The sequence below is a fragment of the Sphingomonas sp. genome (assembly GCF_036388215.1).
GTDB lineage: Bacteria > Pseudomonadota > Alphaproteobacteria > Sphingomonadales > Sphingomonadaceae > Sphingomonas.
Window position 1 is genome coordinate 193272 of record NZ_DASVSH010000033.1, and the last position, 20072, is coordinate 213343.

The following is a 20072-nucleotide window of genomic DNA, read 5'->3' on the forward strand; positions in this document are numbered from 1 at the left end:
GCTCATGCGAAACCTGATCGGAATGCTCGCGCTTGCCGCGATGACGGCTGGATGCTCCGGCGCGGGCGGCACGCAGCCAAAGGGTCGCGAGGTGCCTTTGGTGACGGTCGCGGCGGCCGAAACCATGCGCTTCGTAGAGCGGATCGAAGCCGTGGGCACTGCGCGGGCCAATGAGCAAGTAACGCTGTCGGCCCCGGTCACCGAGCGGATCGTCAGGCTGAACTTCGACGATGGCGCGTTCGTGCAGCGCGGCCAGATCATCGCGGTGCTCGCGGCGGGCCAGGAAAACGCTCAGCTTGCCGAAGCGGGCGCGCGCTCGCGCGAAGCTCGCCAGCAGCTCAGCCGGCTCCAGCAATTGAAGTCGCGGGGCTTCGCCACCAACAGCGCGGTCGATGCGCAAACCGCGCTTGCCGGACAGGCAAGCGCCCAGGCGGCGGAAGCGCGCGCCTCGATCGGCGACCGGGTGGTCCGCGCGCCCTTTGCCGGCTGGGCTTCGCTGCGAAACATCTCCGCCGGCGCGGTGGTGACCGCAGGCACCGAGATCGCGCAGATCAGCGACATCTCGAAGATCAAGCTGGACTTCGCCGTGCCCGAAACATTGCTCGCCCAGGTGGAGCCGGGGCAGGTCATCGCGGCGCGGGCCGGGGCCTATCCCGATCAGCCTTTCCGGGGAACGATCGCCACGATCGACGCAGTGCTCAATCCCGAAACGCGCGCCGCGACGATCCGTGCAGTGCTCGCCAATGGCGATCGCAAGCTCAAGCCGGGAATGCTGCTGTCGGTTACGATCGAGAGCAAGGCGCGCATGTCGCCCGCCGTCCCGGAACTCGCAGTGGTGGGAGAGGGCGAGCAGAGCTTTGTGTTCCTTATCGACGGTGACAAGGTGAAGCGCGTGCCCGTGAAGACCGGCCTCAAGCAGGATGGCAAGGTCGAGATACTCGAAGGCCTCGAGCCCGGCCAGCGCGTGGTGACCGAAGGCGTGGTCAAGATTACCGACGGCCAGAAGGTTAGGGTCGCGGGCGCGCCCCCCGCCAAGCAGGCGAAGTAGCGGCCTGATGCAACTTTCGGACCTCTCCGTCCGCCGCCCGGTATTCGCCTCGGTAATGGCGATCCTGCTCGTGATTGTCGGCGTGGTCGGCTTCCTGTCGCTGTCGGTGCGCGAATATCCCGATACCGATCCTCCGGTGGTTTCGGTCCAGACCACCTATACCGGCGCTGCCGCCAGCGTGATCGAGGCGCGGATCACGCAAGTGCTCGAGGAACAGCTCTCCGGCGTGGAGGGCTTGCAGACGATCACTTCGCGCTCGCGCGACGGCGCTTCGGATATCTCGGTCGAGTTCCGCCCGGGCCGCGACGTGGATGTGGCCGCGAACGACGTGCGCGATCGCGTATCGGCGGCGGCTAACGACTTGCCCGAAGACGCCCTCGCGCCGCAGGTGCGAAAGGTCGATGCCGATGCGTCGCCGATCATGTTCGTCACCGTCAAGCGCCCCGGATGGTCGCCGCTCGAGCTTTCCGACTGGGTCGATCGCAATTTGGTGGATCGCTTCGCCAATATCGATGGCGTGGCGCGCATCTTCGTGGGCGGCGAAGCGCGGCCCTCGATGCGGGTGTGGCTCCAGCCCGGCAAGCTGGCCGCGTTCCGCCTGACGCCCGCGGATATCGAGGCCGCGCTGCGCAGCCAGAATGTCGAGTTGCCCGCGGGCCGGCTGGAATCGGGGCAGCAAAACACGACGCTGCGAGTCAGCCGGCCGTTCCAGAGTCCGGAAAGCTTCGCCGGCCTGGTCGTCGGCCGCGGCCCCGATGGCTACCAGGTCAAGCTGGGCGATATCGCCCGCGTCGAGCAGGGCGCCGAGAACCCCTATAGCCGCTTTCGCGTCGATGGCGCGCCGGCCGTGGGCCTGGCCATCATCCGCCAATCGGGCGCCAACACGCTTGCCGTTGCGGATGCCGCGCGGAAGGTGATGGAAGAGGTTCGCCCGGGGCTGCCCCAGGGCATGACGCTCGATATCGGCTCGGATGATTCGATGTTCATCGGCCGCGCCATCGAAAGCGTCTGGCATACCCTGGCCGAGGCGGCGATCCTGGTGGTGCTGGTGATCTTCCTGTTCCTGGGAAGCTGGCGGGCGACGCTGATCCCCGCGGTCACCGTGCCCATCTGTTTGCTCGGAAGCTGCGCGGTCCTGTGGATGTTCGGCTTCTCGATCAACCTTCTCACCTTGCTCGCCCTGGTGCTGTCCATCGGGCTGGTGGTCGATGACGCGATCGTCGTGCTCGAAAATGTCTATCACCGGATCGAAGAGGGCGAGCCGCCGATAGTCGCGGCCTACAAGGGCACCCGCCAGGTTGGCTTCGCGGTGATCTCGACGACGCTGGTGGTGATCGCTGTGTTCGTGCCGGTATGCTTCCTGGCGGGCCAGACCGGACTGCTGTTCCGCGAACTCGCAGTGGCGATGATCGGCGCGATCGCCTTTTCGGGATTCCTGGCGCTGAGCCTCACCCCGATGCTCTGCTCGAAGCTGCTGCGGCATGAGGAGCGTGGACGCTTCACCGGCTGGGTGGACGATCGTTTCCGCAGCCTCGAGGATTTCTACGGCCGTCGGCTCGATTGGTCGCTGCGCAAGCCGCTGTTTCCGCTCCTTGGAGTGGCGGGCTTCCTGGCGATCGCCGCTTTTGCCTTCGTCACGCTCCGTTCGGAGCTGGTGCCCGCCGAGGATCAAGGCATCGCCCAAGTCCAGGTAAGCGCGCCGGAGGGCACGGGGTTCGAGCAGATGGACCGTTACATGACCGATGCCCAGAGCAAGATCCTGCCGCTGATCGAAAAGGGCGCAGTGCGCACCGTGATCACGCGCACGCCCGGCGGTTTCGGCTCCAGCGACGATTTCAACAGCGGCCAGTTCAACGTTTTCCTCAAGCCATGGGAAGACCGTTCGGTGACCACCCAGCAGGTCGCCGCCGAGCTCAACAAGATATTGGCCGGGCTCCCCGCCGTGCGGGGCAATGCGCAGGTCCGCTCGGCGCTGGGGCGCGGGCGCGGGCAGCCGATCGGGTTCGTCATCGCGGGCACCCGCTATGAGGATCTTGTGAAGGCGCGAGACCGCATCCTCGCCGCGGCCGCCCAGAATCCGGGCATCATCAATCTGGATTCGGATTATAAGGAAACCAAGCCGCAGATACGCATCGATGTCGATACGCAGCGCGCGGGCGATCTGGGCGTATCGGTCTCCGATGTGAGCCAGGCGCTCCAGACGCTGCTCGGCTCGCGCCGCGTGTCCACCTATGTCGATCGCGGCGAGGAATATCGCGTGATCGTCCAGGCCGAACAGGGCGACCGTGAGAGCCTGGCCAATCTCTCCACGATCTATGTCCGCGCGCGCGATGCTAGCCTTGTGCCGCTTTCCAATCTGGTCACCACGCGACAGGTCGCCGGGCCGCGCGATTTGGGCCGCTTCAACAAGCTGCGCGCGATCACCTTCCAGGGTGGCGTGGCGCCCGGCTATTCGCTCGGCGAGGCTTTGGCGTTCATGCAGGCACAGGCGGCGGCGTCGCCTGAAGTGCTCGCGATCGGCTATCGCGGCGAGAGCCAAGCGTTCGTCGAGACCGGCGGATCGATCCTCGCGGTGTTCGGGATCACGATCCTGATCGTCTATCTGGTCCTCGCCGCGCAGTTCGAAAGCTTTGTCCATCCCGCCGTGATCATCACCACCGTGCCGCTCGCGGTGGCGGGCGGACTGATCGGGCTGCTGCTCACGGGCTGGTCGCTGAACCTGTACAGCCAGATCGGCATCGTCATGCTTGTCGGGCTGGCCGCGAAGAACGGCATCCTGATCGTGGAATTCGCCAACCAGCTTCGCGACAAGGGCGTCGAAATCGGCGACGCGATCCGCCAGGCCGCCCAGCGCCGGCTCCGCGCCATCCTGATGACTTCGATCGCCACCGCGGCGGGGGCGGTGCCCCTGGCCATTGCAACGGGCGCGGGTGGGGCAGCGCGCGCTTCGATCGGGGTGGTGATCGTTTTCGGAGTGTCCCTCGCCACGCTTATCACCCTGTTCCTTATTCCCATTCTCTACTCTAGGCTTGCGAAGAAGACCGGGTCGCCGCAAGCGGTGGGCCGGAAGCTCGACGCCGCGCTGGGAGATGCGCCGGCGCCGCAGCCGGCGGAATGAGGGTCGTGAGAGAATGAGGGAAATCGCATCCAGGGGCCAATTATGGGCCGCCTATCTGCGCTGGGCAGTGGTCACCGTGCCCTTCATCCTGCTGCTCGGCTTCACATCCGCCCGCCTCGCGCCCGCCGGGGACCAGAATCCGTGGTTCATGCGGCTGGTGAAGCCCGAGATCATGCCGCCCAATTGGGCTTTCCCGGTTGCGTGGTCGGTCCTGTACGTTCTGCTCGGGCTGGCGCTGGCGATGATCATCAATGCGCGCGGTTCCACGTTGCGCGGCCCCGCTCTGGTGGTCTTCGCCGTGCAGATGGCCGTCAACCTCGCCTGGTCGCCGGTATTCTTCGGGATGCACCAGGTCGTGCCGGCCCTGATCATCATCGGCGTGCTTTTCGTGCTGGCGCTGATCACGACGATCCTGTTCGCCCGGATTCGCCTGGGCGCCGCGATCCTGTTGCTGCCCTACCTCGCCTGGATCGGCTTTGCCGGATACCTGCTTTTCCTGATCAATGAGCTCAACCCCAACGCCGCAAGCCTTGTACCTTCGCGCTCGGCTGACCAAATCCAGATCCGCTGAGATCAATTAGGAATATTTGAGATGCAGAGCGACAACCGCGTGTTCGACGATTTCGTCAAGTTCGTGAACGGCGCCGCGGGCACGATGGCCGGCATGGCGCGCGAAGGCGCGGACGCGACGCGCGAGCGCGCCAAGGAATGGTTGGGCGGGCTCGATTTCGTCAGCCGCGATGAATTCGAAGCAGTCAAGGCGATGGCCGCCGCCGCGCGCGACGAGGCCGATGCGCTCAAGAGCCGCATCGCCGCGCTCGAGGCGCAGCTCGCCGCCAAGCCCAAGGCTCCCAAAAGCCCGGCCGCAGGGAACTGAACCCCTTTTCCACAGCTTTTCGACAGGGTTGCCAACGGCGTTCTTGTGCCGTTCTCGACGCGTTGGCTAAATCCCGCCCAGGCAGCTCGTCTGGGGGAAGGTTATGATGTTGGACGAAGCCGAATTCGAACGCGACGACGCAGCCCCGATCGACATGCTGGAAAGCTATTTCGCCGCGCATGGCTGGAGCTTCGAGCGCGAGGACGAAGAGATCGTCGCCAAGGTAAAGGGCAGCTGGACCGAATATGAACTGCGCGCGATCTGGCGCGATGACGACGGCGTGCTCCAGTTCCTCGCTTTCCCCGATATCCGCGTGCCCGACGAGCGTCGCGCCGCGCTCTACGAGACGATCGGGCTCGTCAACGAGCAGCTCTGGATCGGCCATTTCGAATTATGGTCCGCCAGCGGCATCCTGCTTTTCCGCCACGCCGCATTGATCGACGGCGAACAGCCGTCGCTGAGCCTCGCCCAGGCCGAGCTGCTTGTCGAAAGCGCGATCGACGAGTGCGAACGTTTCTATCCGGTCTTTCAATTCGTCCTGTGGGGCGGCAAGACTCCCGCCGACGCCCTCGCCGCCGCCCTGATCGAAACCCAGGGCGAAGCATGACCGCGTCGCCGCCCGCCAGCATCTGGCTGGTCGGATGCGGCAATATGGCCGGGGCGATGCTCGGGCGGTGGGTCGAGACGGGCACGCTCGATCCCGCGCGGGCGTTCGTCGTCAATCGCGAGGACCGCGCGCTCCCGGCGGGCGTGCGGCAGGGAAGGACGTTCCCCGATGGGCCGCTTCCGGACGCCGTAATGCTCGCCATGAAGCCGCAGCAGCTCGATATCGTGGCGGCGGCGCATGGCCGCCGAATCGCCGAGGTGCCGTTGCTGATCTCGATCCTTGCGGGTGTCGAGATTTCGACGCTCGACGAGCGCTTCGAAGCCGATGCGATCGTCCGCGCCATGCCCAATCTGCCGGTGGCGCTCGGCAAGGGAGTCGTCGCACTGCACGGGCCCCGCAATCCCGCTGTGGATGCCTTGATGCAGCCGCTGGGGCTGGTCGAGTGGATTGCCGACGAGAAACAGTTCGACCTAGTCACCGCGCTCGCCGGCAGCGGGCCGGGCTTTGTCTATCGCTTCATCGACGCCCTCGCGGAGGGCGCCGCCGCGCTCGGTCTGCCCGCCGATCAGGCCCGGCGGCTGGCGCTCGCCACCGTGGAGGGTTCCGCGCTGCTGGCGGCGCGATCGGACGAATCGCCGGCGGCCCTGGCGGACAAGGTCGCCAGCCCGGGCGGCTCGACGCGCAAGGGCCTCGACGTGCTGGACGAGCGGCGCGCCCTGGCCAGTCTGCTCCGGGAAACGCTGGCCGCCTCCGCACGGCGCAACGCAGAGATGGCGGCGGACGCGCGAAAATAGCGGAACGCCCGCTTCGCCAGACGGTTATGCCCCCGAACCATTTAACGGAGGCGGACATGAACACCACCACTGCGACGCGTGACAAGAACGGCCGCTTCACCGGATCGAAGCGCTCCAGCGGCAATTTCGGAATGATCGCCAGCGCGGCCGCGGGTGGCGCCGCACTCGGGCTGCTCGCGATGCTGGGCCGCAAGGCTGCGGTGCAGGCGCCCACCGCGCTCGCCGGAAACTGGGACGAGGCACTCGCGCTCGAACATGCAGCCACGCGCAAGGTCTTCGATGCGCTGGAGGCCACCGACGAGACCAACACTACCAAGCGCTCGATGCTGCTGTCGCATCTCAAGCACGCGCTGATGAAGCATGCGATCGAGGAAGAGAACGTCATCTATCCGGCGTTGCGCGAAGCCGGCCAGCGCGAGGCCGCGGACGCGCTCAACCAGGAACATGGCTATGTGAAGCAGTATCTCTACGAGCTGGAGAACATTCCCAACGCTTCGCCCGACTGGCTCGCCAAGCTGAAGGAGTTCCGCGCCGACATCGAGACGCACATGCGCGAGGAAGAGGACAGCCTGTTCCCCATGCTCCGCGCGCAGCTCAGCGAAGAGAAGAACAAGGCGCTGACGCTGCTGATGAACAAGGAAGGCTTCAAGGTCGCGTGAGGCTTGTGCTCCTGCGAAAGCAGGAGCCCAGAGCGGCAAGCGCTGCGCTTAGTGATCTTGGGCTCCTGCTTTCGCAGGAGAACAGCGTTCTGGAGCATTGGTGCGGACGGCGGGACTCGAACCCGCACGCCCCGAAGGGCAGAAGATTTTAAGTCTCCGGCGTCTACCGGTTCCGCCACGTCCGCATGGCGCCCTGCCAAGCGCACGCGCGCGGGCAGGTCAAATGATTCGTGCTGAACGAAGCTGGGTTTCACCAAGCAGCATTGCGCGGAAGGTCAGGCGAAAGTCATGCCAATGCGCGTGTTTGCGCCGCGAATGTTCCCAATGTTCGCGCTGGATGGGCTTCCTTGTAGCAACGATTTCAAAGAGCGGTCAGGACTGCCGACCGGCTTAGCCAAGCATCTGAAATCCTACATTGCAAGGATTTCGAGATGGCGGGTTTTGGGTGGATTTCCGTCAATCTGCTTTTGGGCCAAGAATTGGGGAAGCGGCCGTTCCGTATATTCATGCGAGTAGTACATCGCCCCAATCCACGACACTGAAAGTAGACACCTGGGACGGTCAGCTTGACAAGCCAGCAGCGTTCTCGCAGCCTTCCGAGGAAAATTGAAATGGGGAGGATATGTTGAGAACTGTACTGACCGTGCTAACCTGCGCGCTTTGTTGCGTCGGTTGCAATAAGTCTCAAGAAACCAACACGACCCGTTCGCCTGAAGAACATCGCCAGGAGCCGACCGAAAAGCCAGATGCGTTGCCCACCAATGACTTAATTGCGGATGCTCGAAATTGGGCTTCAAGTCAGGTCCACCGGTACAATGCCGGGCAGGGAAACGTTGAACTGCCCTGTCTAGATCATTTCTCAATCGACGACGTGTCCGTCGGTGACACTCGTCGAGATGGTGCAACTGCAGAGGCTGTCGTCAACGTAACAGTTTCCGTTACCCCCGGTAAGGAACCGCTTTCTGGCTGCTTTCCGAGACATACTGGCGGCGGCAACTACACAGATTGGCAGCCGGGCGATCGTGTCACGTTTCCACGCCGGTATCGGCTTGAGAAGTGGGACTCTGGGTGGCGCTCGACCCGTATGGACTACCGCTGACTGAGAGCGCACGGCGGTCGTCAACGTCAAATCCACGCAATCCCCGATGTTCTCTCCCTCGGCTGTCCCAATGACGCGGAGGGAGGATTTCACGGCAGGAGCCTCGGCGCGCGGCGGGCTTCGCGGGCGGTCCGGATCAGCAACGGGGCAGGGTGGCGCGTGAAGCGGGCTGTTTCGCAAGAAAGCAACAAACTAGGGCAACTTCCGAGACCGACCGCCTGGTCACTGAACGGCAAGACCTAGGGCAGGTTGCCGTGGGGACGGTGTTGTGAACGAATGGCCGGTATCAGGAACACCGAAGCGGAACAGGAACGGCAAACATTGGGTCGTTTGCCGCCACCCACAACCAAAGAAAAGGCCGGGGAAACCCCGGCCTCATCTCACATTGCAATGTCACGCAAAGCGCCGGGGAAGCGGGCCTTCATGCGAGTAAATCACATGACGTCGGCCAGCGCCTTGCGCTGCCGGCCGGCCGTTCGGCGAGTCCTTGCGCAAGCTTTGCTTGTGCAGGGCCGCCTCCGGCTCACACGTTCAAGCGGGCGCGCATTTCCTTGCCGGGCTTGAAATAGGGCACGCGCTTGGCATCGACTTCGACCGTCTCGCCGGTGCGCGGGTTGCGGCCGGTGCGGCCATCGCGGGCGCGGGTGGAGAAAGCGCCGAAGCCGCGGAGTTCGACCCGGCCGCCAGCGGCGAGGCGCTCGACCATCTCGTCGAAGAATATCGCGACGATCTTCTCGACTTCACGGACGGAGAGGCCCGGATTGTCCTGAACCAGCAGTTGAACGAGTTCCGAACGTATCATCCCGCACCTCCCTTTGCGCGAACGGCATCGCCGTGGCGCACCCGATCCCCAGGCTCTAGCCCTCATCCTCAACTTGCATCAAGGCGAAGTTGCCGGGAATCCCCAACTTTTTTGGTTGAAAACGGGGGGAACGGCCAGCCGCCGCTCCCCCCGCAATTTCTTACTTCTTCTCGTCGCGAGCCTTGAGAGCCTCGCCCAGGATGTCGCCCAGCGACGCGCCCGAATCGGACGAGCCATATTGCTGGACCGCCTGCTTCTCTTCGGCGATCTGCATCGCCTTGATCGAGAAGGTCGGCTTCTTCGAACGATCGAAGCCCGTCACCATCGCGTCGAACTTCTGGCCGACCTGGAAGCGCTCGGGGCGCTGCTCGTCGCGGTCGCGGCCCAGATCGGTGCGCTTGATGAAGCCCGTCGCGCCATCGTCGCCCGCCTGAACCTCGAGACCCGCATCGCGGACTTCGAGAACGGTGACGGTGACCACGGCGTTCTTGTTGAGCTTGTCACCCGCAACCGGCGAAGCCGCCGACGACGGACCGCCACGCTCAAGCTGCTTCATGCCGAGGCTGATGCGCTCCTTGTCGGGCTCGATCGCGAGCACGATGGCCTTCACGGTCTCGCCCTTGCGATGCAGGTTGAGCGCGTCCTCGCCGGAAATGCCCCAGGCGATATCCGACATGTGCACCATGCCGTCGACATCGCCGTCCAGCCCGATGAACAGGCCGAATTCGGTGGCGTTCTTGACTTCGCCCTCGACTTCCGAGCCGACCGGATGGGCCGATGCGAAGGCTTCCCACGGGTTGTTCTGCGCCTGCTTGAGGCCAAGCGAGATGCGGCGCTTCTCGGGATCGACCTCAAGCACGATCACATCGACTTCCTGCGAAGTGCTGACGATCTTGCCGGGGTGGACGTTCTTCTTGGTCCAGCTCATTTCCGAGACGTGGACAAGGCCCTCGATGCCGGCTTCCAGCTCGACGAACGCGCCATATTCGGTGATGTTCGTGACGCGGCCCGAAAGCTTTGCGCCGACCGGATACTTCTCCGCCGCGCCATCCCAGGGATCGCTCTCGAGCTGCTTCATGCCGAGGGAGATGCGCTGCGTGTCGCGGTTGATGCGGATGATCTGCACCTTCACCGTATCGCCAATGTTGAGCACTTCGCTCGGGTGATTGACGCGTTTGTAGCTGAGATCGGTGACGTGGAGCAGGCCATCGATGCCGCCCAGATCGACGAAAGCGCCGTAATCGGTGATGTTCTTGACGATGCCGTCGATCACCTGGCCCTCGGCCAGCGACAGGATCAGGCCCGAACGCTGCTCGGCGCGCGTCTCTTCGAGAACCGCGCGGCGCGAGACGACGATGTTGCCGCGCTTGCGGTCCATCTTGAGGATCTGGAAGGGCTGGGGAATATCCATCAGCGGGGTCACGTCGCGGACAGGGCGGATATCCACCTGGCTGCCCGGCAGGAACGCCACGGCGCCGGAAAGATCGACGGTAAAGCCGCCCTTGACCCGGCCGAAGATGACGCCCTCGACGCGCGCCGTCTTGGCGAATTCGGTTTCCAGCGTGTCCCAGGCGGCTTCGCGGCGGGCGCGGTCGCGGCTGAGCATCGCTTCGCCGTTCGCGTTCTCGACGCGGTCGACATAGACTTGGACTTCGTCACCGACCTTCAGATCGGCCTTCTGGCCCGGCGCGGCGAATTCGCGCAGCGGCACGCGGCCTTCGGACTTGAGACCCACGTCGATTACGGCGAGATCATTCTCAATTCCGGTGACGGTGCCGACGACGACGCGGCCTTCAAAGCTTTCTGCGCCGCCGAGCGTTTGTTCGAGGAGTGCCGCGAAATCGTCGCGGCTGGGGTTTGCCGTAGTGGCCATGTGGTTAGAGTTCCTGTATCTTCATTTCCGGCCAACCGGTTGAATCCGGTGGTCTTTTGGCCGATGTGCCGCGGCGGCCGAACGCCGGTCGCGGCATCCATGCGGACGGGCGCTGAAGGAGGAGCTAAACGCGTCTAAGGATGCGAAAAGGGCGCATGAGAACAGACTCTCCGCGCCATCCCCCGCCAAGCAACCGCTCGCCGGACCGCGCGCCCTTAGCGCGGGAGGGGCAAAGTGGCAAGCGCGCTCTCCTTATTGCGAAGGCCGGGCCTTATTGCGAAGGCCGGCGGAGAATGCGAAGCGACCGGCAACGCAAGGCACAGGATAGACTGATGGAACATCGCAACGAGACTTTCGAGAACGTCACGGTCGTGCTCGACGGCAACGACTTCATCGATTGCAAGTTCGAGGGCGTGGTCTTCAATTATTCGGGCGGCGACCTCAACATGGCCAATTGCCAGATGAACCGCTTTTCGTTCCAATTCGGGGGCAGCCTGGCGAACGGCCTCTACGCGCTGCACCAGCTCTTCGGCACCGAAGGCATGCTGCAGATCCTGCGCGGCTTTACCGATCCCCAGCCGGGCGAAATCGAGCTCAGCCCGCCGCAGCCCTAGCCGCCGCCTCGACCAAGGCGACGGCGCGCTGCACGGCGGCGTCGATCGAAAGGAAGCTCGTGTCGAGCAGCGCCGCGTCGGGCGCCTGAGTCATCGGCGCCTCGCTGCGGCGCGAATCGCGCTCATCGCGTGCGCGGATGTCGTTCAGCACCTTGTCGAGGCTGGTGAACACGCCTTGCTTGCGCAGTTCCAGATGCCGGCGCTGCGCCCGGATCATCGGCGTCGCCTTGACGAACAGCTTCACATTCGCATCCGGGGCAATCACCGTGCCGATGTCCCGCCCGTCGAGCACCGCCCCGCCGGGCTGGTGCGCGAATTTCTTCTGGCGATAGAGCAAGGCCAGGCGGACCAGCGGATGCGCCGAGACGACCGACGCCACCTTGCCCACCTCGTCGGTGCGCAGCCATGTATCGTCGAGCAGATAATCCTCGAAGCTGCAGGCTGAGACCGCATCTGCCTCGATCTCGGGATTCATTTCCTCACGCAGCACGGTGGCGGCCACCGCGCGATAGAGCAGGCCGGTGTCGAGGTGCGGCAGCCGGTAGTGCCGCGCCAGCGCGCGGGCGATGGTTCCCTTGCCCGAAGCGGCCGGTCCGTCGACTGCGATGATCATGGCTGTCACGTGCGGTCTACTCGGCTAGCGCGTCAAGCGTCTGAAAGAAATCGGGATAGCTGGTGGCGACGGGAGACACGTCGTCGATTTTGATCGGCTGGGCGGAGGCGAGTCCAGCCACGGCCATGGACATCGCGATGCGGTGGTCGAGTTTCGAGGCGACTTGAGCGCCCCCCGCGAGCGGCGCGCCGCCCGAGCCGGTGATCGACAGGCCGTCTTCGAATTCCTCCAGCTCGATGCCGACGGCTTCCAGCGCGGCCTTCATGGCCGCGATCCGATCCGATTCCTTGACGCGCAATTCGTGCGCACCGCGCGCCATGGTGCGGCCCTGGGCGCAGGCTGCGGCGACGAAGAGGATCGGATATTCGTCGATCATGCTCGGGGCGAGTTCGGGAGGCACTTCGATCGCGCTCAGCGGCGCATGGCGGACGCGCAGGTCCGCGACCGGCTCGCCGCCTACTTCGCGCGCATTCAGCTCCGCGATGTCGGCCCCCATCATGCGCAGCGCCGTGACCAGGCCCGTGCGGGTGGGGTTCATGCAGACATTCTCGATCGTCACGTCCGACCCCGGCACGATGGAGGCCGCGACCATCCAGAAGCCAGCGGACGAAGGATCGCCCGGCACGACGATATGCCGGGGTTTCAATTCCACCTCGCCGGTGATCGAGATGATCCTGCCCCCCGGCGAATCCTCCACGGTCAGCTCCGCGCCGAATCCGCGCAGCATCCGCTCGCTATGGTCGCGCGTCGGCACGGGCTCGATCACGCGCGTGATCCCTGGCGCGTTCAGCCCCGCGAGCAGCACCGCCGATTTGACCTGCGCCGATGCGACCGGCAGCGCATATTCGATCGGCACCGCGGGGTTCATGCCGCGCACCATCAGCGGCAGCCGCCCTCCGGGGCTGGCGGTAATGTCAGCGCCCATCCGGCTCAGCGGTTCGATCACACGCCCCATCGGGCGCCCGGAAAGCGATGCGTCGCCAGTGAAGGTCGCGGTGATGCCGTGGCTGGCGACCAACCCCATCAGCAGCCGCGTCGATGTGCCCGAATTACCCATTTCCAGCGCCTGCGCGGGCTGAAGCAGGCCACCTACGCCAACGCCGTGGACGCACCAAGCGCCATCGGCGCCGCGTTCGACATTCGCCCCCATGGCGCGCATCGCGGCGGCGGTGGCGAGGACGTCCTCTCCCTCCAGCAGCCCCTCGATCCGGCTTTCGCCCACCGCCAGGCCCGCGAACATCAGCGCGCGGTGGCTGATCGACTTATCTCCCGGCACCTTCACCTTTCCCGTCAGCGGACCGCGGGCGGAAATGCTCAGGGGGCGGGCGGGGGAGGCTGACATGGCGCGGGCTTTGACAGCCGCCTTGCGCCATGGCAAGGCGCGCCCCACTTTCCGGGTCGATACCCGAAATCCTGATATTCGAAAGGTAAAGAGGCCACATAATGGTGAAGCCGGAATGGGGCACTAAGCGTGCCTGCCCGAAGTGCGGCGTGCGATTCTACGATCTGGCGAAGAGCGATCCGGTGACCTGCATCGCTTGTTCCTATGCCTGGGAGCCCGAGCCCATCCTAAAGTCGAAGCAGCCGCTTCCGTTCGAAGCCGTCAAGGCCGAAGCCGCCAAGCCCGTCGTCGCGGACGGCGATCTGGGTGACGAGGATCTGGACATCGGCGCCGACGACGAAGAGCCCTCGGCAGACGACGATGTCGATCTGGGTGGCGACGACGATCTGGGCGTCGAGACCGGCGGCAACGAAGACGAAAATTAAAAGAGTGGCGGGGCGCGCCGTCGCCCTTGCCAAGGCGGACGGGGCCTTATAATGGCCTCGCCTCCCAAGGACGTGGGGCCGTAGCTCAGCTGGGAGAGCGCTGCAATGGCATTGCAGAGGTCAGGGGTTCGATCCCCCTCGGCTCCACCAGCCTTCGCTGAAGCTTCGGCTGGCAAGCCGGAATTTTAGCGAAGGCTGCCCGCCCTAGCCCGCAGGGCAAAGGAGGGCCGGTAGTGAAAAAGCGCTACGTCTACATTCTCCAAAGTATCGAGCATCCGGACCAATTCTATACCGGCCTGGCCGAAAACATGTCCTCACGCCTGGCCGCACATAACGCTGGCCAGCCATCGCATACCGCGAAGTTCAAACCATGGCGCGTGGTCTCCGCCCACTGGTTCGAAAATCCGCAGGTTGCGGCCGCGTTCGAACGCTATCTCAAAAGCGGATCAGGGCGCGCCTTCGCGGCCAAGCGACTGCGCTAATCCAGCCCGGATTAACCCTTTATCTCAAGCAAAATCCGTCCGAAAAGCGGACATCGCTTAACCAAGGATCGTGCTGGCGGATTACGTAAACAAGCTGTTAACTGCTGGCTATGCAACGCCGATTAGTCATTGAGGGCCATGCCCGCCGCCACCCCTTCCGCAACTATGCGCGCCGGGTCTCGCTCCGCAATCAAAAGGCGCGGGACGACAGCGACTGGAAGCTGTTCGCGCTGAGCTTCTCGGCCTTCTTCGTCTGCTTTACCACCTTCATCGCCTGAAGCTCAGCCGGGCAGCAGATCTGGCCCGTGCGGGGCCTGCTCGGCCATGTGCAGCCGCCGGGCGCAAACCGCCGAGATCAGGCACAGGACGACGACCACCCAGATCGAATGCGCGACGCTTACGCCGGGGATATAAGTTATCCCCAGGATGCCGACCGATCCCCCGACCATGAAGAACGAATTGACGATGTTGTTCGCCGCGACCGTGCGCGAGGTTTGCGACTTGTCCACGGTAGTGGTGAGAAACGCATAGAGCGGCACGACGAACATCCCGCCCGTGATCGCGATCATCGCCAGCGCGAAGAGCAAGTGCCAGCCGGCGGGCATCAACACGAACTGCGCCGTCTCGATCAATGGCCCGTCGGTGACCGGCCAGAATTCGGCCGCCAGATAGAATTCCACCACGAATACAGCCATCGCGAGCACGGATACCATCGAATAGCGGGCGGAGACCTGGCCCTTCAGCAATCGGTTGATGACTATCGATCCGATCGCGATGCCGACCGAGAAAATGGCGAGGAACACGCTCGCCACATCTTTTTGCGCGTGAAACACGTTCTTGACGAGGGGCGGGAAGAGCACTCCGAGCACCGCCGCGATCGTCCAGAACACGCTGATCGCGATGATCGCCAGATAGAGCCGCCTGATGTGCATCGTCGCCGCGATGAGCCGGTATGACGAACGGAAGATGTTCCAGTCGATCTTCAGCTTGGTGAGGGGCGGGGCGGGAGGGATGTTGCGCGACGAGATATAGCCGATGCACGCCACCGCGATCACCCCGACTGCCGCGGCACTCGGGCTGATCAGTCCGCCCGCGATCGTGCCGCAGAGGATCGCGATATAGGTGCCCGCTTCGACCAGTCCGGTGCCGACGAGCACTTCGTCATCGGCCATGTGCTGCGGGATGATCGCGTATTTGATGGGCCCGAAAAAGCTGGAGTGGATGCCCATGCCCACAAGTGCGACGAGCATCAGCGGCAGGCTCTTTATCAATATGCCGGCCGCGCCGATCAGCATGATCAGTACTTCCGCCATCTTGATGATCCGCATGATGCGGGCCTTGTCGTAGCTGTCGGCCAGTTGCCCGGCGAGCGCGGAAAACAGGAAGAAGGGCAGGATGAAAAGCCCCTGCGCGACCGCGCTGAACTGGGTTTCCGATTCGACCGAATTGAAGATCTGATAGGTCGCGAAAAAGATCATCGCGTTCTTGAACAGATTGTCGTTGAACGCTCCGAGAAACTGGGTGACGAACAATGGCAGGAACCGGCGCTCCTTCATCAAACCGAGCGCACCGATCATATGTTCAAAGCCCCAAAGCGGTGGAAATTGCCGCACAACAAGCCGCGGGCATAGCCGAGCCTGTCGCTGACGGGCAATGGAAATCCCCCTCCCGCCGCCCCCTGCGCAGTGCTAAGGCAAGTGCATGTGGACGCTTCCCAACATCCTGACGCTGTCGCGGATACTGGCGATTCCGCTGCTGGTGGCGTTCCTGTGGTGGCCCGAATGGCCGCTGGGCTATGCCATTGCCTTCACGCTCTATTCGCTGATGGGCATCACCGATTATTTCGACGGCTATGTCGCACGCACCCAGGGGACGGTGTCGAAGCTCGGTGTGTTCCTCGACCCTATCGCCGACAAGATCATGATCGCCGCGGTGATCCTGGTGCTGGTCGGCAAGGGCGCGATTCCCGGCATTCATATGATCGCCGCACTGATCATCCTCGTCCGCGAGATCGCGGTTTCGGGGCTGCGCGAATTCCTTGGCGGGCTTCAGGTTTCGCTGCCGGTCTCCAAGCTTGCCAAGTGGAAGACGACTTTCCAGCTCGGAGCGCTCGGCTTCCTGATCTTCTATCCCGCCATGCCGGAATGGGGATGGGTGATGACGGTCGGTATCGCCTTTCTCTGGGCCGCGGCTGCCCTGACGGTGATCACCGGCTGGGACTATCTGCGCGCCGGCCTGAAGCACATGGATAGCTGATGGATGTCCTGTACTTCGCCTGGGTGCGCGAACGCATCGGGACGGGGCACGAGCATGTCGAACCACCCGAAGCCGTGCGAAACGTCGCGGACCTGATCTGCTGGCTCGCTGAGCGCAGCCCCGGCCATGCCGAGGCGATGCGCGAGCCGGCGAAGCTACGCGCGGCGATAGACCAGAAATTCGTGCCGCTCGATGCGCTGCTCGGCAATGCGAAGGAAGTCGCGATCTTCCCGCCGGTGACCGGCGGATGATCCGCGTCTCCGTCCAGCCCGGGCCTATCGACCTGGCGACCGAACTGGCCGGGGTGGAAGCGAAAGGGGCGGGGGCGGTCGCGAGCTTCACCGGAATGGTCCGCGGCGACGATGGCGTCACCGAACTCTGCCTCGAACATTATCCCGGCATGACCGAAGCTGCGCTGATCGCTCTGGCCGAAGAGGCGCTCAATCGCTGGAACCTGATCGCAGTGACGATGGTCCACCGTGTCGGGCCGATGATGCCCGGCGAGCGCATCGTATTCATCGGCACTGCGGCGGGGCATCGTCGCGAGGCGCTTGATGCATGCGCCTATCTGATCGATCGCCTCAAGACCGACGCGCCCTTCTGGAAGCGTGAGCGGCGTGGCGGGGATGCGGCCTGGGTTGATGCGCGGGAGTCCGACAAGGCGGCCGCCGAGCGTTGGGGCTAGGCTGGCGCAGGAGCAAAAATAGGGACAGTCCCCATTTTCCCTCGAACGAGGAGTCGTGTGGCATGACCGGTTTGGGAAAATGGGGACTGTCCCTATTTTTGGGCGCTGATCGCTTTTGCCATTCTCACTCACCAAGTTTAATCGCTTTCGCCGTCTCTCCACCAAGCCTAGCCTCTCGCAAAATCGGAGAGGATCAAAGGCATGGACGACATTTCCAGCGGCAGCCCGCTCAGCGACCCGAGCAAGGAACCCGCGGCCCTTCGGGCATTGCTCGGGCGCACCAATCGCGATTGGTGGCCCAATCAGCTCGCGCTGGAAATCCTTCATCAGAACGGCGTCACCGGCAATCCGATGGGCGACGATTTCGATTATGGCGAAGCGTTCAAGTCGATCGACTATGCCGCGCTCAAGGCCGACCTGACTGCCCTGATGACCGACAGCCAGCCCTGGTGGCCGGCTGACTATGGGCATTACGGCCCCTTTTTCATTCGCATGGCCTGGCACTCGGCAGGCACGTATCGCACCGGCGATGGCCGTGGCGGCGCTTCCTCGGGCTCACAGCGTTTCGCGCCGCTCAATTCCTGGCCCGACAACGGCAATCTCGACAAGGCGCGCCGCATATTGTGGCCCATCAAGCAGAAATATGGCGCCAGCCTGAGTTGGGCGGATCTGATGATTCTCGCCGGCAATGTCGCGATCGAATCGATGGGCGGACCCACTTTCGGCTTCGGCGGCGGGCGCGCGGACGTGTTCGAGCCTGAGAAGGACATTTACTGGGGCACCGAAGAGGAATGGCTGGGCGCCACCCGCATCGAGGAGGAAGCGGGCCGCGCGCTCGAAAATCCGCTCGCCGCGATCCAGATGGGCCTGATTTACGTCAATCCCGAGGGGCCGGGCGGCTGCCCTAATCCGCTGGGCTCGGCGCGCGACATGCGCGAGACCTTTGCGCGCATGGCGATGAACGACGAGGAGACCGTGGCGCTTACCGCGGGCGGCCACACCTTTGGCAAGGCGCACGGCGCGGGCGATGCAAGCCTGGTCGGCGTCGAGCCGGAGGGCGCGGACATTGCCAGTCAGGGCCTTGGCTGGGTCTCGACGCATGCGAGCGGCATGGGCGACGACACGATCACTTCGGGGATCGAGGGATCGTGGACGCCCACGCCGATCAAATGGGACATGTCGTATTTCGAAATGCTGCTCGACCATGAATATGAGCTGGTGAAGAGCCCGGCGGGTGCGCATCAGTGGCAGCCGGTCGGCAATCCGGAAGAAACCCTCGCCCCAGGCGCGCACAGCCCTCACCGCCGCGTGCCGACGATGATGACCACCGCCGACATGGCGCTAAAGCAGGACCCGAAATATCGCGAGATCTCGGAGCGGTTCCGCGCCAATCCCGATCAGTTCGCGGACGCCTTTGCCCGCGCCTGGTTCAAGCTCACCCACCGCGACATGGGCCCCAAGGTGCGTTACCTAGGTCCGGAAGTGCCCTCCGAGGACCTGATCTGGCAGGATCCGATTCCGGCCGGCCGACCGCTGGCGGACGCGGAGATTGCGGGCCTGAAGACCAAGATCGAGGCTTCGGGGCTGACCGTCGGCGAATTGGTCAAGACCGCATGGGCTTCGGCCTCCACCTTTCGCGGTTCGGACAAGCGAGGCGGGGCGAATGGCGCACGCATCCGGCTTTCGCCGCAAAGGGACTGGGAAGTCAACGAGCCGCGGGAGCTCGCCAAGGTGCTCGGGGTCTATGAGCGCATCAAGGCCGAGTCCGGCGGCAGCGTCAGCCTCGCCGATCTGATCGTGCTCGGCGGCAACGTGGGAGTCGAGAAAGCGGCGAGGGCCGCAGGGCACGATATCAGCGTCCCATTCACGTCGGGCCGCGGCGATGCGAGCGAGCAGCAGACGGACGCGGCCAGCTTCGAGCCGCTCGAGCCGAAGGCGGAGGGATTCCGCAATTACCTCTCGGTTCCCTTCAGCGTGCCAACCGAGGAGTTGCTGATCGACCGCGCGCAATTGCTGCAGCTGAGCGCTCCCGACATGACGGTGCTGGTCGGCGGCCTCCGCGTGCTCGGCGCCAATCATGGCGGGTCGCCGCACGGGGTGCTGACCGACCGGCCGGGCCAGCTCACCAACGACTTCTTCGTCAACCTGCTCGACATGGGAACCGCGTGGAAGGAAGTGGACGAGGCGGGCGACGAAGTGTTCGCCGGCACTTGCCGCAAGACGGGCGAGTCCAAATGGACCGCGACCCGCACCGATCTGGTGTTCGGCGCCAATTCGCAGCTTCGCGCGCTTTCGGAAGTCTATGCCTCGGCCGATGCGGGAGAGAAGTTCGTCAAGGATTTCGTCGCCGCCTGGGCCAAGGTGATGAACGCGGACCGCTTCGACCTGGCCGACCCGAAATGCCATGCTCCCGAGGAGGCTGCCTGACGGGGAGCGGGAGGATGCGCCGCTGCGAGGTTGATCGTCTCGACAGCACCCGAACCTATTGGGTGCCGACGGTCGCCTCGCCGCATCGCGACTGGGCGGGCGCTCCGGGGTGCCGCAAGGGCGCGCGGTTCATCATCGACAGCCGGACCATGCAGGCGAGCCGTGACGAGTTCGAGACCTTCGACAGCCAGCTCGATTGCCTGAGCTGGATCATGCGCCACCGCGCCGACCTGAACCGCAACGCGCCCGAGGCCAGCATTCGGGCGGTCCCGCTCGACCGCTGGCTGCTGGGCTTGGAGGGCGTCTAGAGTCTGTTTTCAGTTAGGCGCCGCTTCCACCCAGGTGGAACAG

At 64.3% G+C, this 20072-nt stretch carries 21 protein-coding genes and 2 tRNA genes; 17 read left to right on the forward strand and 6 right to left on the reverse strand.

Features of this window, described 5'->3' with window-relative positions; all coding sequences use genetic code 11:
- Nucleotides 1–4: 4 nt before the first annotated feature.
- The 7 genes from VF617_RS15130 to VF617_RS15160 all read left to right on the forward strand — a co-directional run bounded on the left by VF617_RS15130 (nucleotide 5) and on the right by VF617_RS15160 (nucleotide 7103).
- Nucleotides 5–1048 carry an efflux RND transporter periplasmic adaptor subunit gene (locus VF617_RS15130; RefSeq protein ID WP_331015738.1) on the forward strand — a complete coding sequence of 348 codons (1044 nt, stop codon included), beginning with the start codon at nucleotides 5–7 and terminating at the stop codon, nucleotides 1046–1048.
- Between the two features lie 7 nt (nucleotides 1049–1055).
- Complete coding sequence (locus tag VF617_RS15135) at nucleotides 1056–4166, forward strand: efflux RND transporter permease subunit (RefSeq protein ID WP_331015739.1); 3111 nt, start codon at nucleotides 1056–1058, stop codon at nucleotides 4164–4166.
- Nucleotides 4167–4179: 13 nt separating this feature from the next.
- Nucleotides 4180–4737: a TspO/MBR family protein gene (locus VF617_RS15140; RefSeq protein ID WP_331015740.1), complete on the forward strand. Its 558-nt coding sequence runs from the start codon at nucleotides 4180–4182 to the stop codon at nucleotides 4735–4737.
- A 21-nt stretch (nucleotides 4738–4758) separates the two neighbouring features.
- The gene (locus VF617_RS15145) at nucleotides 4759–5043 is read left to right on the forward strand and encodes an accessory factor UbiK family protein (RefSeq protein WP_331015741.1); all 285 of its coding nucleotides are present in this window, start codon (nucleotides 4759–4761) and stop codon (nucleotides 5041–5043) included.
- A gap of 103 nt (nucleotides 5044–5146) precedes the next feature.
- Complete coding sequence (locus tag VF617_RS15150; protein ID WP_331015742.1) at nucleotides 5147–5650, forward strand: YbjN domain-containing protein; 504 nt, start codon at nucleotides 5147–5149, stop codon at nucleotides 5648–5650.
- The gene (proC, locus tag VF617_RS15155; RefSeq protein WP_331015743.1) at nucleotides 5647–6444 is read left to right on the forward strand and encodes a pyrroline-5-carboxylate reductase; all 798 of its coding nucleotides are present in this window, start codon (nucleotides 5647–5649) and stop codon (nucleotides 6442–6444) included. Before VF617_RS15150 ends, proC begins: the two co-directional genes overlap by 4 nt.
- A gap of 56 nt (nucleotides 6445–6500) precedes the next feature.
- A complete protein-coding gene (locus VF617_RS15160) occupies nucleotides 6501–7103 on the forward strand; it encodes a hemerythrin domain-containing protein (protein WP_331015744.1) in 603 nt (200 codons plus the stop codon).
- A gap of 98 nt (nucleotides 7104–7201) precedes the next feature.
- On the opposite strand, the gene VF617_RS15165 is transcribed toward VF617_RS15160, so the two are convergent.
- The 3 genes from VF617_RS15165 to rpsA all read right to left on the reverse strand — a co-directional run bounded on the left by VF617_RS15165 (nucleotide 7202) and on the right by rpsA (nucleotide 10877).
- Nucleotides 7202–7288, reverse strand: a tRNA-Leu gene (locus VF617_RS15165).
- A gap of 1437 nt (nucleotides 7289–8725) precedes the next feature.
- The gene (gene ihfB, locus VF617_RS15170) at nucleotides 8726–9004 is read right to left on the reverse strand and encodes an integration host factor subunit beta (RefSeq protein WP_331015745.1); all 279 of its coding nucleotides are present in this window, start codon (nucleotides 9002–9004) and stop codon (nucleotides 8726–8728) included.
- A 160-nt stretch (nucleotides 9005–9164) separates the two neighbouring features.
- Nucleotides 9165–10877, reverse strand: a complete 1713-nt coding sequence (rpsA, locus tag VF617_RS15175) for a 30S ribosomal protein S1 (RefSeq protein ID WP_331015746.1) — start codon at nucleotides 10875–10877, stop codon at nucleotides 9165–9167.
- Between the two features lie 332 nt (nucleotides 10878–11209).
- Here rpsA and VF617_RS15180 point away from each other — a divergent pair, with 332 nt between their 5' ends.
- Nucleotides 11210–11491, forward strand: coding sequence for a hypothetical protein (locus VF617_RS15180; RefSeq protein WP_331015747.1), 282 nt, complete (start codon nucleotides 11210–11212; stop codon nucleotides 11489–11491).
- On the opposite strand, the gene cmk is transcribed toward VF617_RS15180, so the two are convergent.
- Both cmk and aroA read right to left on the reverse strand, forming a co-directional pair.
- Nucleotides 11472–12104, reverse strand: a complete 633-nt coding sequence (cmk, locus tag VF617_RS15185) for a (d)CMP kinase (protein WP_331015983.1) — start codon at nucleotides 12102–12104, stop codon at nucleotides 11472–11474. The genes VF617_RS15180 and cmk overlap by 20 nt on opposite strands.
- Nucleotides 12105–12120: 16 nt before the next feature.
- Nucleotides 12121–13446, reverse strand: a complete 1326-nt coding sequence (gene aroA / locus VF617_RS15190) for a 3-phosphoshikimate 1-carboxyvinyltransferase (RefSeq protein WP_331015748.1) — start codon at nucleotides 13444–13446, stop codon at nucleotides 12121–12123.
- Nucleotides 13447–13547: 101 nt separating this feature from the next.
- Between aroA and VF617_RS15195 the strand changes: the two genes are divergently transcribed.
- The 4 genes from VF617_RS15195 to VF617_RS15210 all read left to right on the forward strand — a co-directional run bounded on the left by VF617_RS15195 (nucleotide 13548) and on the right by VF617_RS15210 (nucleotide 14631).
- Nucleotides 13548–13871 (forward strand): TIGR02300 family protein, encoded by a 324-nt coding sequence (locus VF617_RS15195; RefSeq protein ID WP_331015749.1) that lies wholly within the window; start codon nucleotides 13548–13550, stop codon nucleotides 13869–13871.
- 74 nt (nucleotides 13872–13945) lie between these two features.
- Nucleotides 13946–14021, forward strand: a tRNA-Ala gene (locus VF617_RS15200).
- A gap of 83 nt (nucleotides 14022–14104) precedes the next feature.
- Entirely contained in the window at nucleotides 14105–14353 is a 249-nt protein-coding gene (locus VF617_RS15205; RefSeq protein WP_331015750.1) for a GIY-YIG nuclease family protein, read from the forward strand.
- 110 nt (nucleotides 14354–14463) lie between these two features.
- Nucleotides 14464–14631 (forward strand): hypothetical protein, encoded by a 168-nt coding sequence (locus VF617_RS15210; RefSeq protein WP_331015751.1) that lies wholly within the window; start codon nucleotides 14464–14466, stop codon nucleotides 14629–14631.
- 3 nt (nucleotides 14632–14634) lie between these two features.
- Here the strand turns inward: VF617_RS15210 and VF617_RS15215 are convergent, their stop codons facing one another.
- On the reverse strand, nucleotides 14635–15930 hold the full coding sequence (locus VF617_RS15215) for an MFS transporter (RefSeq protein ID WP_331015752.1): 1296 nt from the start codon (nucleotides 15928–15930) through the stop codon (nucleotides 14635–14637).
- Nucleotides 15931–16054: 124 nt separating this feature from the next.
- Between VF617_RS15215 and pgsA the strand changes: the two genes are divergently transcribed.
- The 5 genes from pgsA to VF617_RS15240 all read left to right on the forward strand — a co-directional run bounded on the left by pgsA (nucleotide 16055) and on the right by VF617_RS15240 (nucleotide 20029).
- A complete protein-coding gene (gene pgsA, locus VF617_RS15220; RefSeq protein WP_331015753.1) occupies nucleotides 16055–16609 on the forward strand; it encodes a CDP-diacylglycerol--glycerol-3-phosphate 3-phosphatidyltransferase in 555 nt (184 codons plus the stop codon).
- Nucleotides 16609–16860 carry a molybdopterin converting factor subunit 1 gene (gene moaD / locus VF617_RS15225; RefSeq protein WP_331015754.1) on the forward strand — a complete coding sequence of 84 codons (252 nt, stop codon included), beginning with the start codon at nucleotides 16609–16611 and terminating at the stop codon, nucleotides 16858–16860. Before pgsA ends, moaD begins: the two co-directional genes overlap by 1 nt.
- Complete coding sequence (locus tag VF617_RS15230) at nucleotides 16857–17294, forward strand: molybdenum cofactor biosynthesis protein MoaE (RefSeq protein WP_331015755.1); 438 nt, start codon at nucleotides 16857–16859, stop codon at nucleotides 17292–17294. The genes moaD and VF617_RS15230 overlap by 4 nt, the downstream gene beginning before the upstream one ends.
- Nucleotides 17295–17495: 201 nt before the next feature.
- Complete coding sequence (gene katG / locus VF617_RS15235; RefSeq protein ID WP_331015756.1) at nucleotides 17496–19721, forward strand: catalase/peroxidase HPI; 2226 nt, start codon at nucleotides 17496–17498, stop codon at nucleotides 19719–19721.
- A gap of 14 nt (nucleotides 19722–19735) precedes the next feature.
- Complete coding sequence (locus tag VF617_RS15240) at nucleotides 19736–20029, forward strand: hypothetical protein (RefSeq protein ID WP_331015757.1); 294 nt, start codon at nucleotides 19736–19738, stop codon at nucleotides 20027–20029.
- The last annotated feature ends 43 nt before the right edge of the window (nucleotides 20030–20072 follow it).

Coding starts and splice junctions, on each gene's coding strand:
- VF617_RS15130 (WP_331015738.1), top strand. CDS start 5: ATGCGAAACCTGATCGGAATGCTCGCGCTTGCCGCGATGACGGCTGGA.
- VF617_RS15135 (WP_331015739.1), top strand. CDS start 1,056: ATGCAACTTTCGGACCTCTCCGTCCGCCGCCCGGTATTCGCCTCGGTA.
- VF617_RS15140 (WP_331015740.1), top strand. CDS start 4,180: ATGAGGGAAATCGCATCCAGGGGCCAATTATGGGCCGCCTATCTGCGC.
- VF617_RS15145 (WP_331015741.1), top strand. CDS start 4,759: ATGCAGAGCGACAACCGCGTGTTCGACGATTTCGTCAAGTTCGTGAAC.
- VF617_RS15150 (WP_331015742.1), top strand. CDS start 5,147: ATGATGTTGGACGAAGCCGAATTCGAACGCGACGACGCAGCCCCGATC.
- proC (WP_331015743.1), top strand. CDS start 5,647: ATGACCGCGTCGCCGCCCGCCAGCATCTGGCTGGTCGGATGCGGCAAT.
- VF617_RS15160 (WP_331015744.1), top strand. CDS start 6,501: ATGAACACCACCACTGCGACGCGTGACAAGAACGGCCGCTTCACCGGA.
- ihfB (WP_331015745.1), bottom strand. CDS start 9,004: ATGATACGTTCGGAACTCGTTCAACTGCTGGTTCAGGACAATCCGGGC.
- rpsA (WP_331015746.1), bottom strand. CDS start 10,877: ATGGCCACTACGGCAAACCCCAGCCGCGACGATTTCGCGGCACTCCTC.
- VF617_RS15180 (WP_331015747.1), top strand. CDS start 11,210: ATGGAACATCGCAACGAGACTTTCGAGAACGTCACGGTCGTGCTCGAC.
- cmk (WP_331015983.1), bottom strand. CDS start 12,104: ATGATCATCGCAGTCGACGGACCGGCCGCTTCGGGCAAGGGAACCATC.
- aroA (WP_331015748.1), bottom strand. CDS start 13,446: ATGTCAGCCTCCCCCGCCCGCCCCCTGAGCATTTCCGCCCGCGGTCCG.
- VF617_RS15195 (WP_331015749.1), top strand. CDS start 13,548: ATGGTGAAGCCGGAATGGGGCACTAAGCGTGCCTGCCCGAAGTGCGGC.
- VF617_RS15210 (WP_331015751.1), top strand. CDS start 14,464: ATGCAACGCCGATTAGTCATTGAGGGCCATGCCCGCCGCCACCCCTTC.
- VF617_RS15215 (WP_331015752.1), bottom strand. CDS start 15,930: ATGATCGGTGCGCTCGGTTTGATGAAGGAGCGCCGGTTCCTGCCATTG.
- pgsA (WP_331015753.1), top strand. CDS start 16,055: ATGTGGACGCTTCCCAACATCCTGACGCTGTCGCGGATACTGGCGATT.
- moaD (WP_331015754.1), top strand. CDS start 16,609: ATGGATGTCCTGTACTTCGCCTGGGTGCGCGAACGCATCGGGACGGGG.
- VF617_RS15230 (WP_331015755.1), top strand. CDS start 16,857: ATGATCCGCGTCTCCGTCCAGCCCGGGCCTATCGACCTGGCGACCGAA.
- katG (WP_331015756.1), top strand. CDS start 17,496: ATGGACGACATTTCCAGCGGCAGCCCGCTCAGCGACCCGAGCAAGGAA.
- VF617_RS15240 (WP_331015757.1), top strand. CDS start 19,736: ATGCGCCGCTGCGAGGTTGATCGTCTCGACAGCACCCGAACCTATTGG.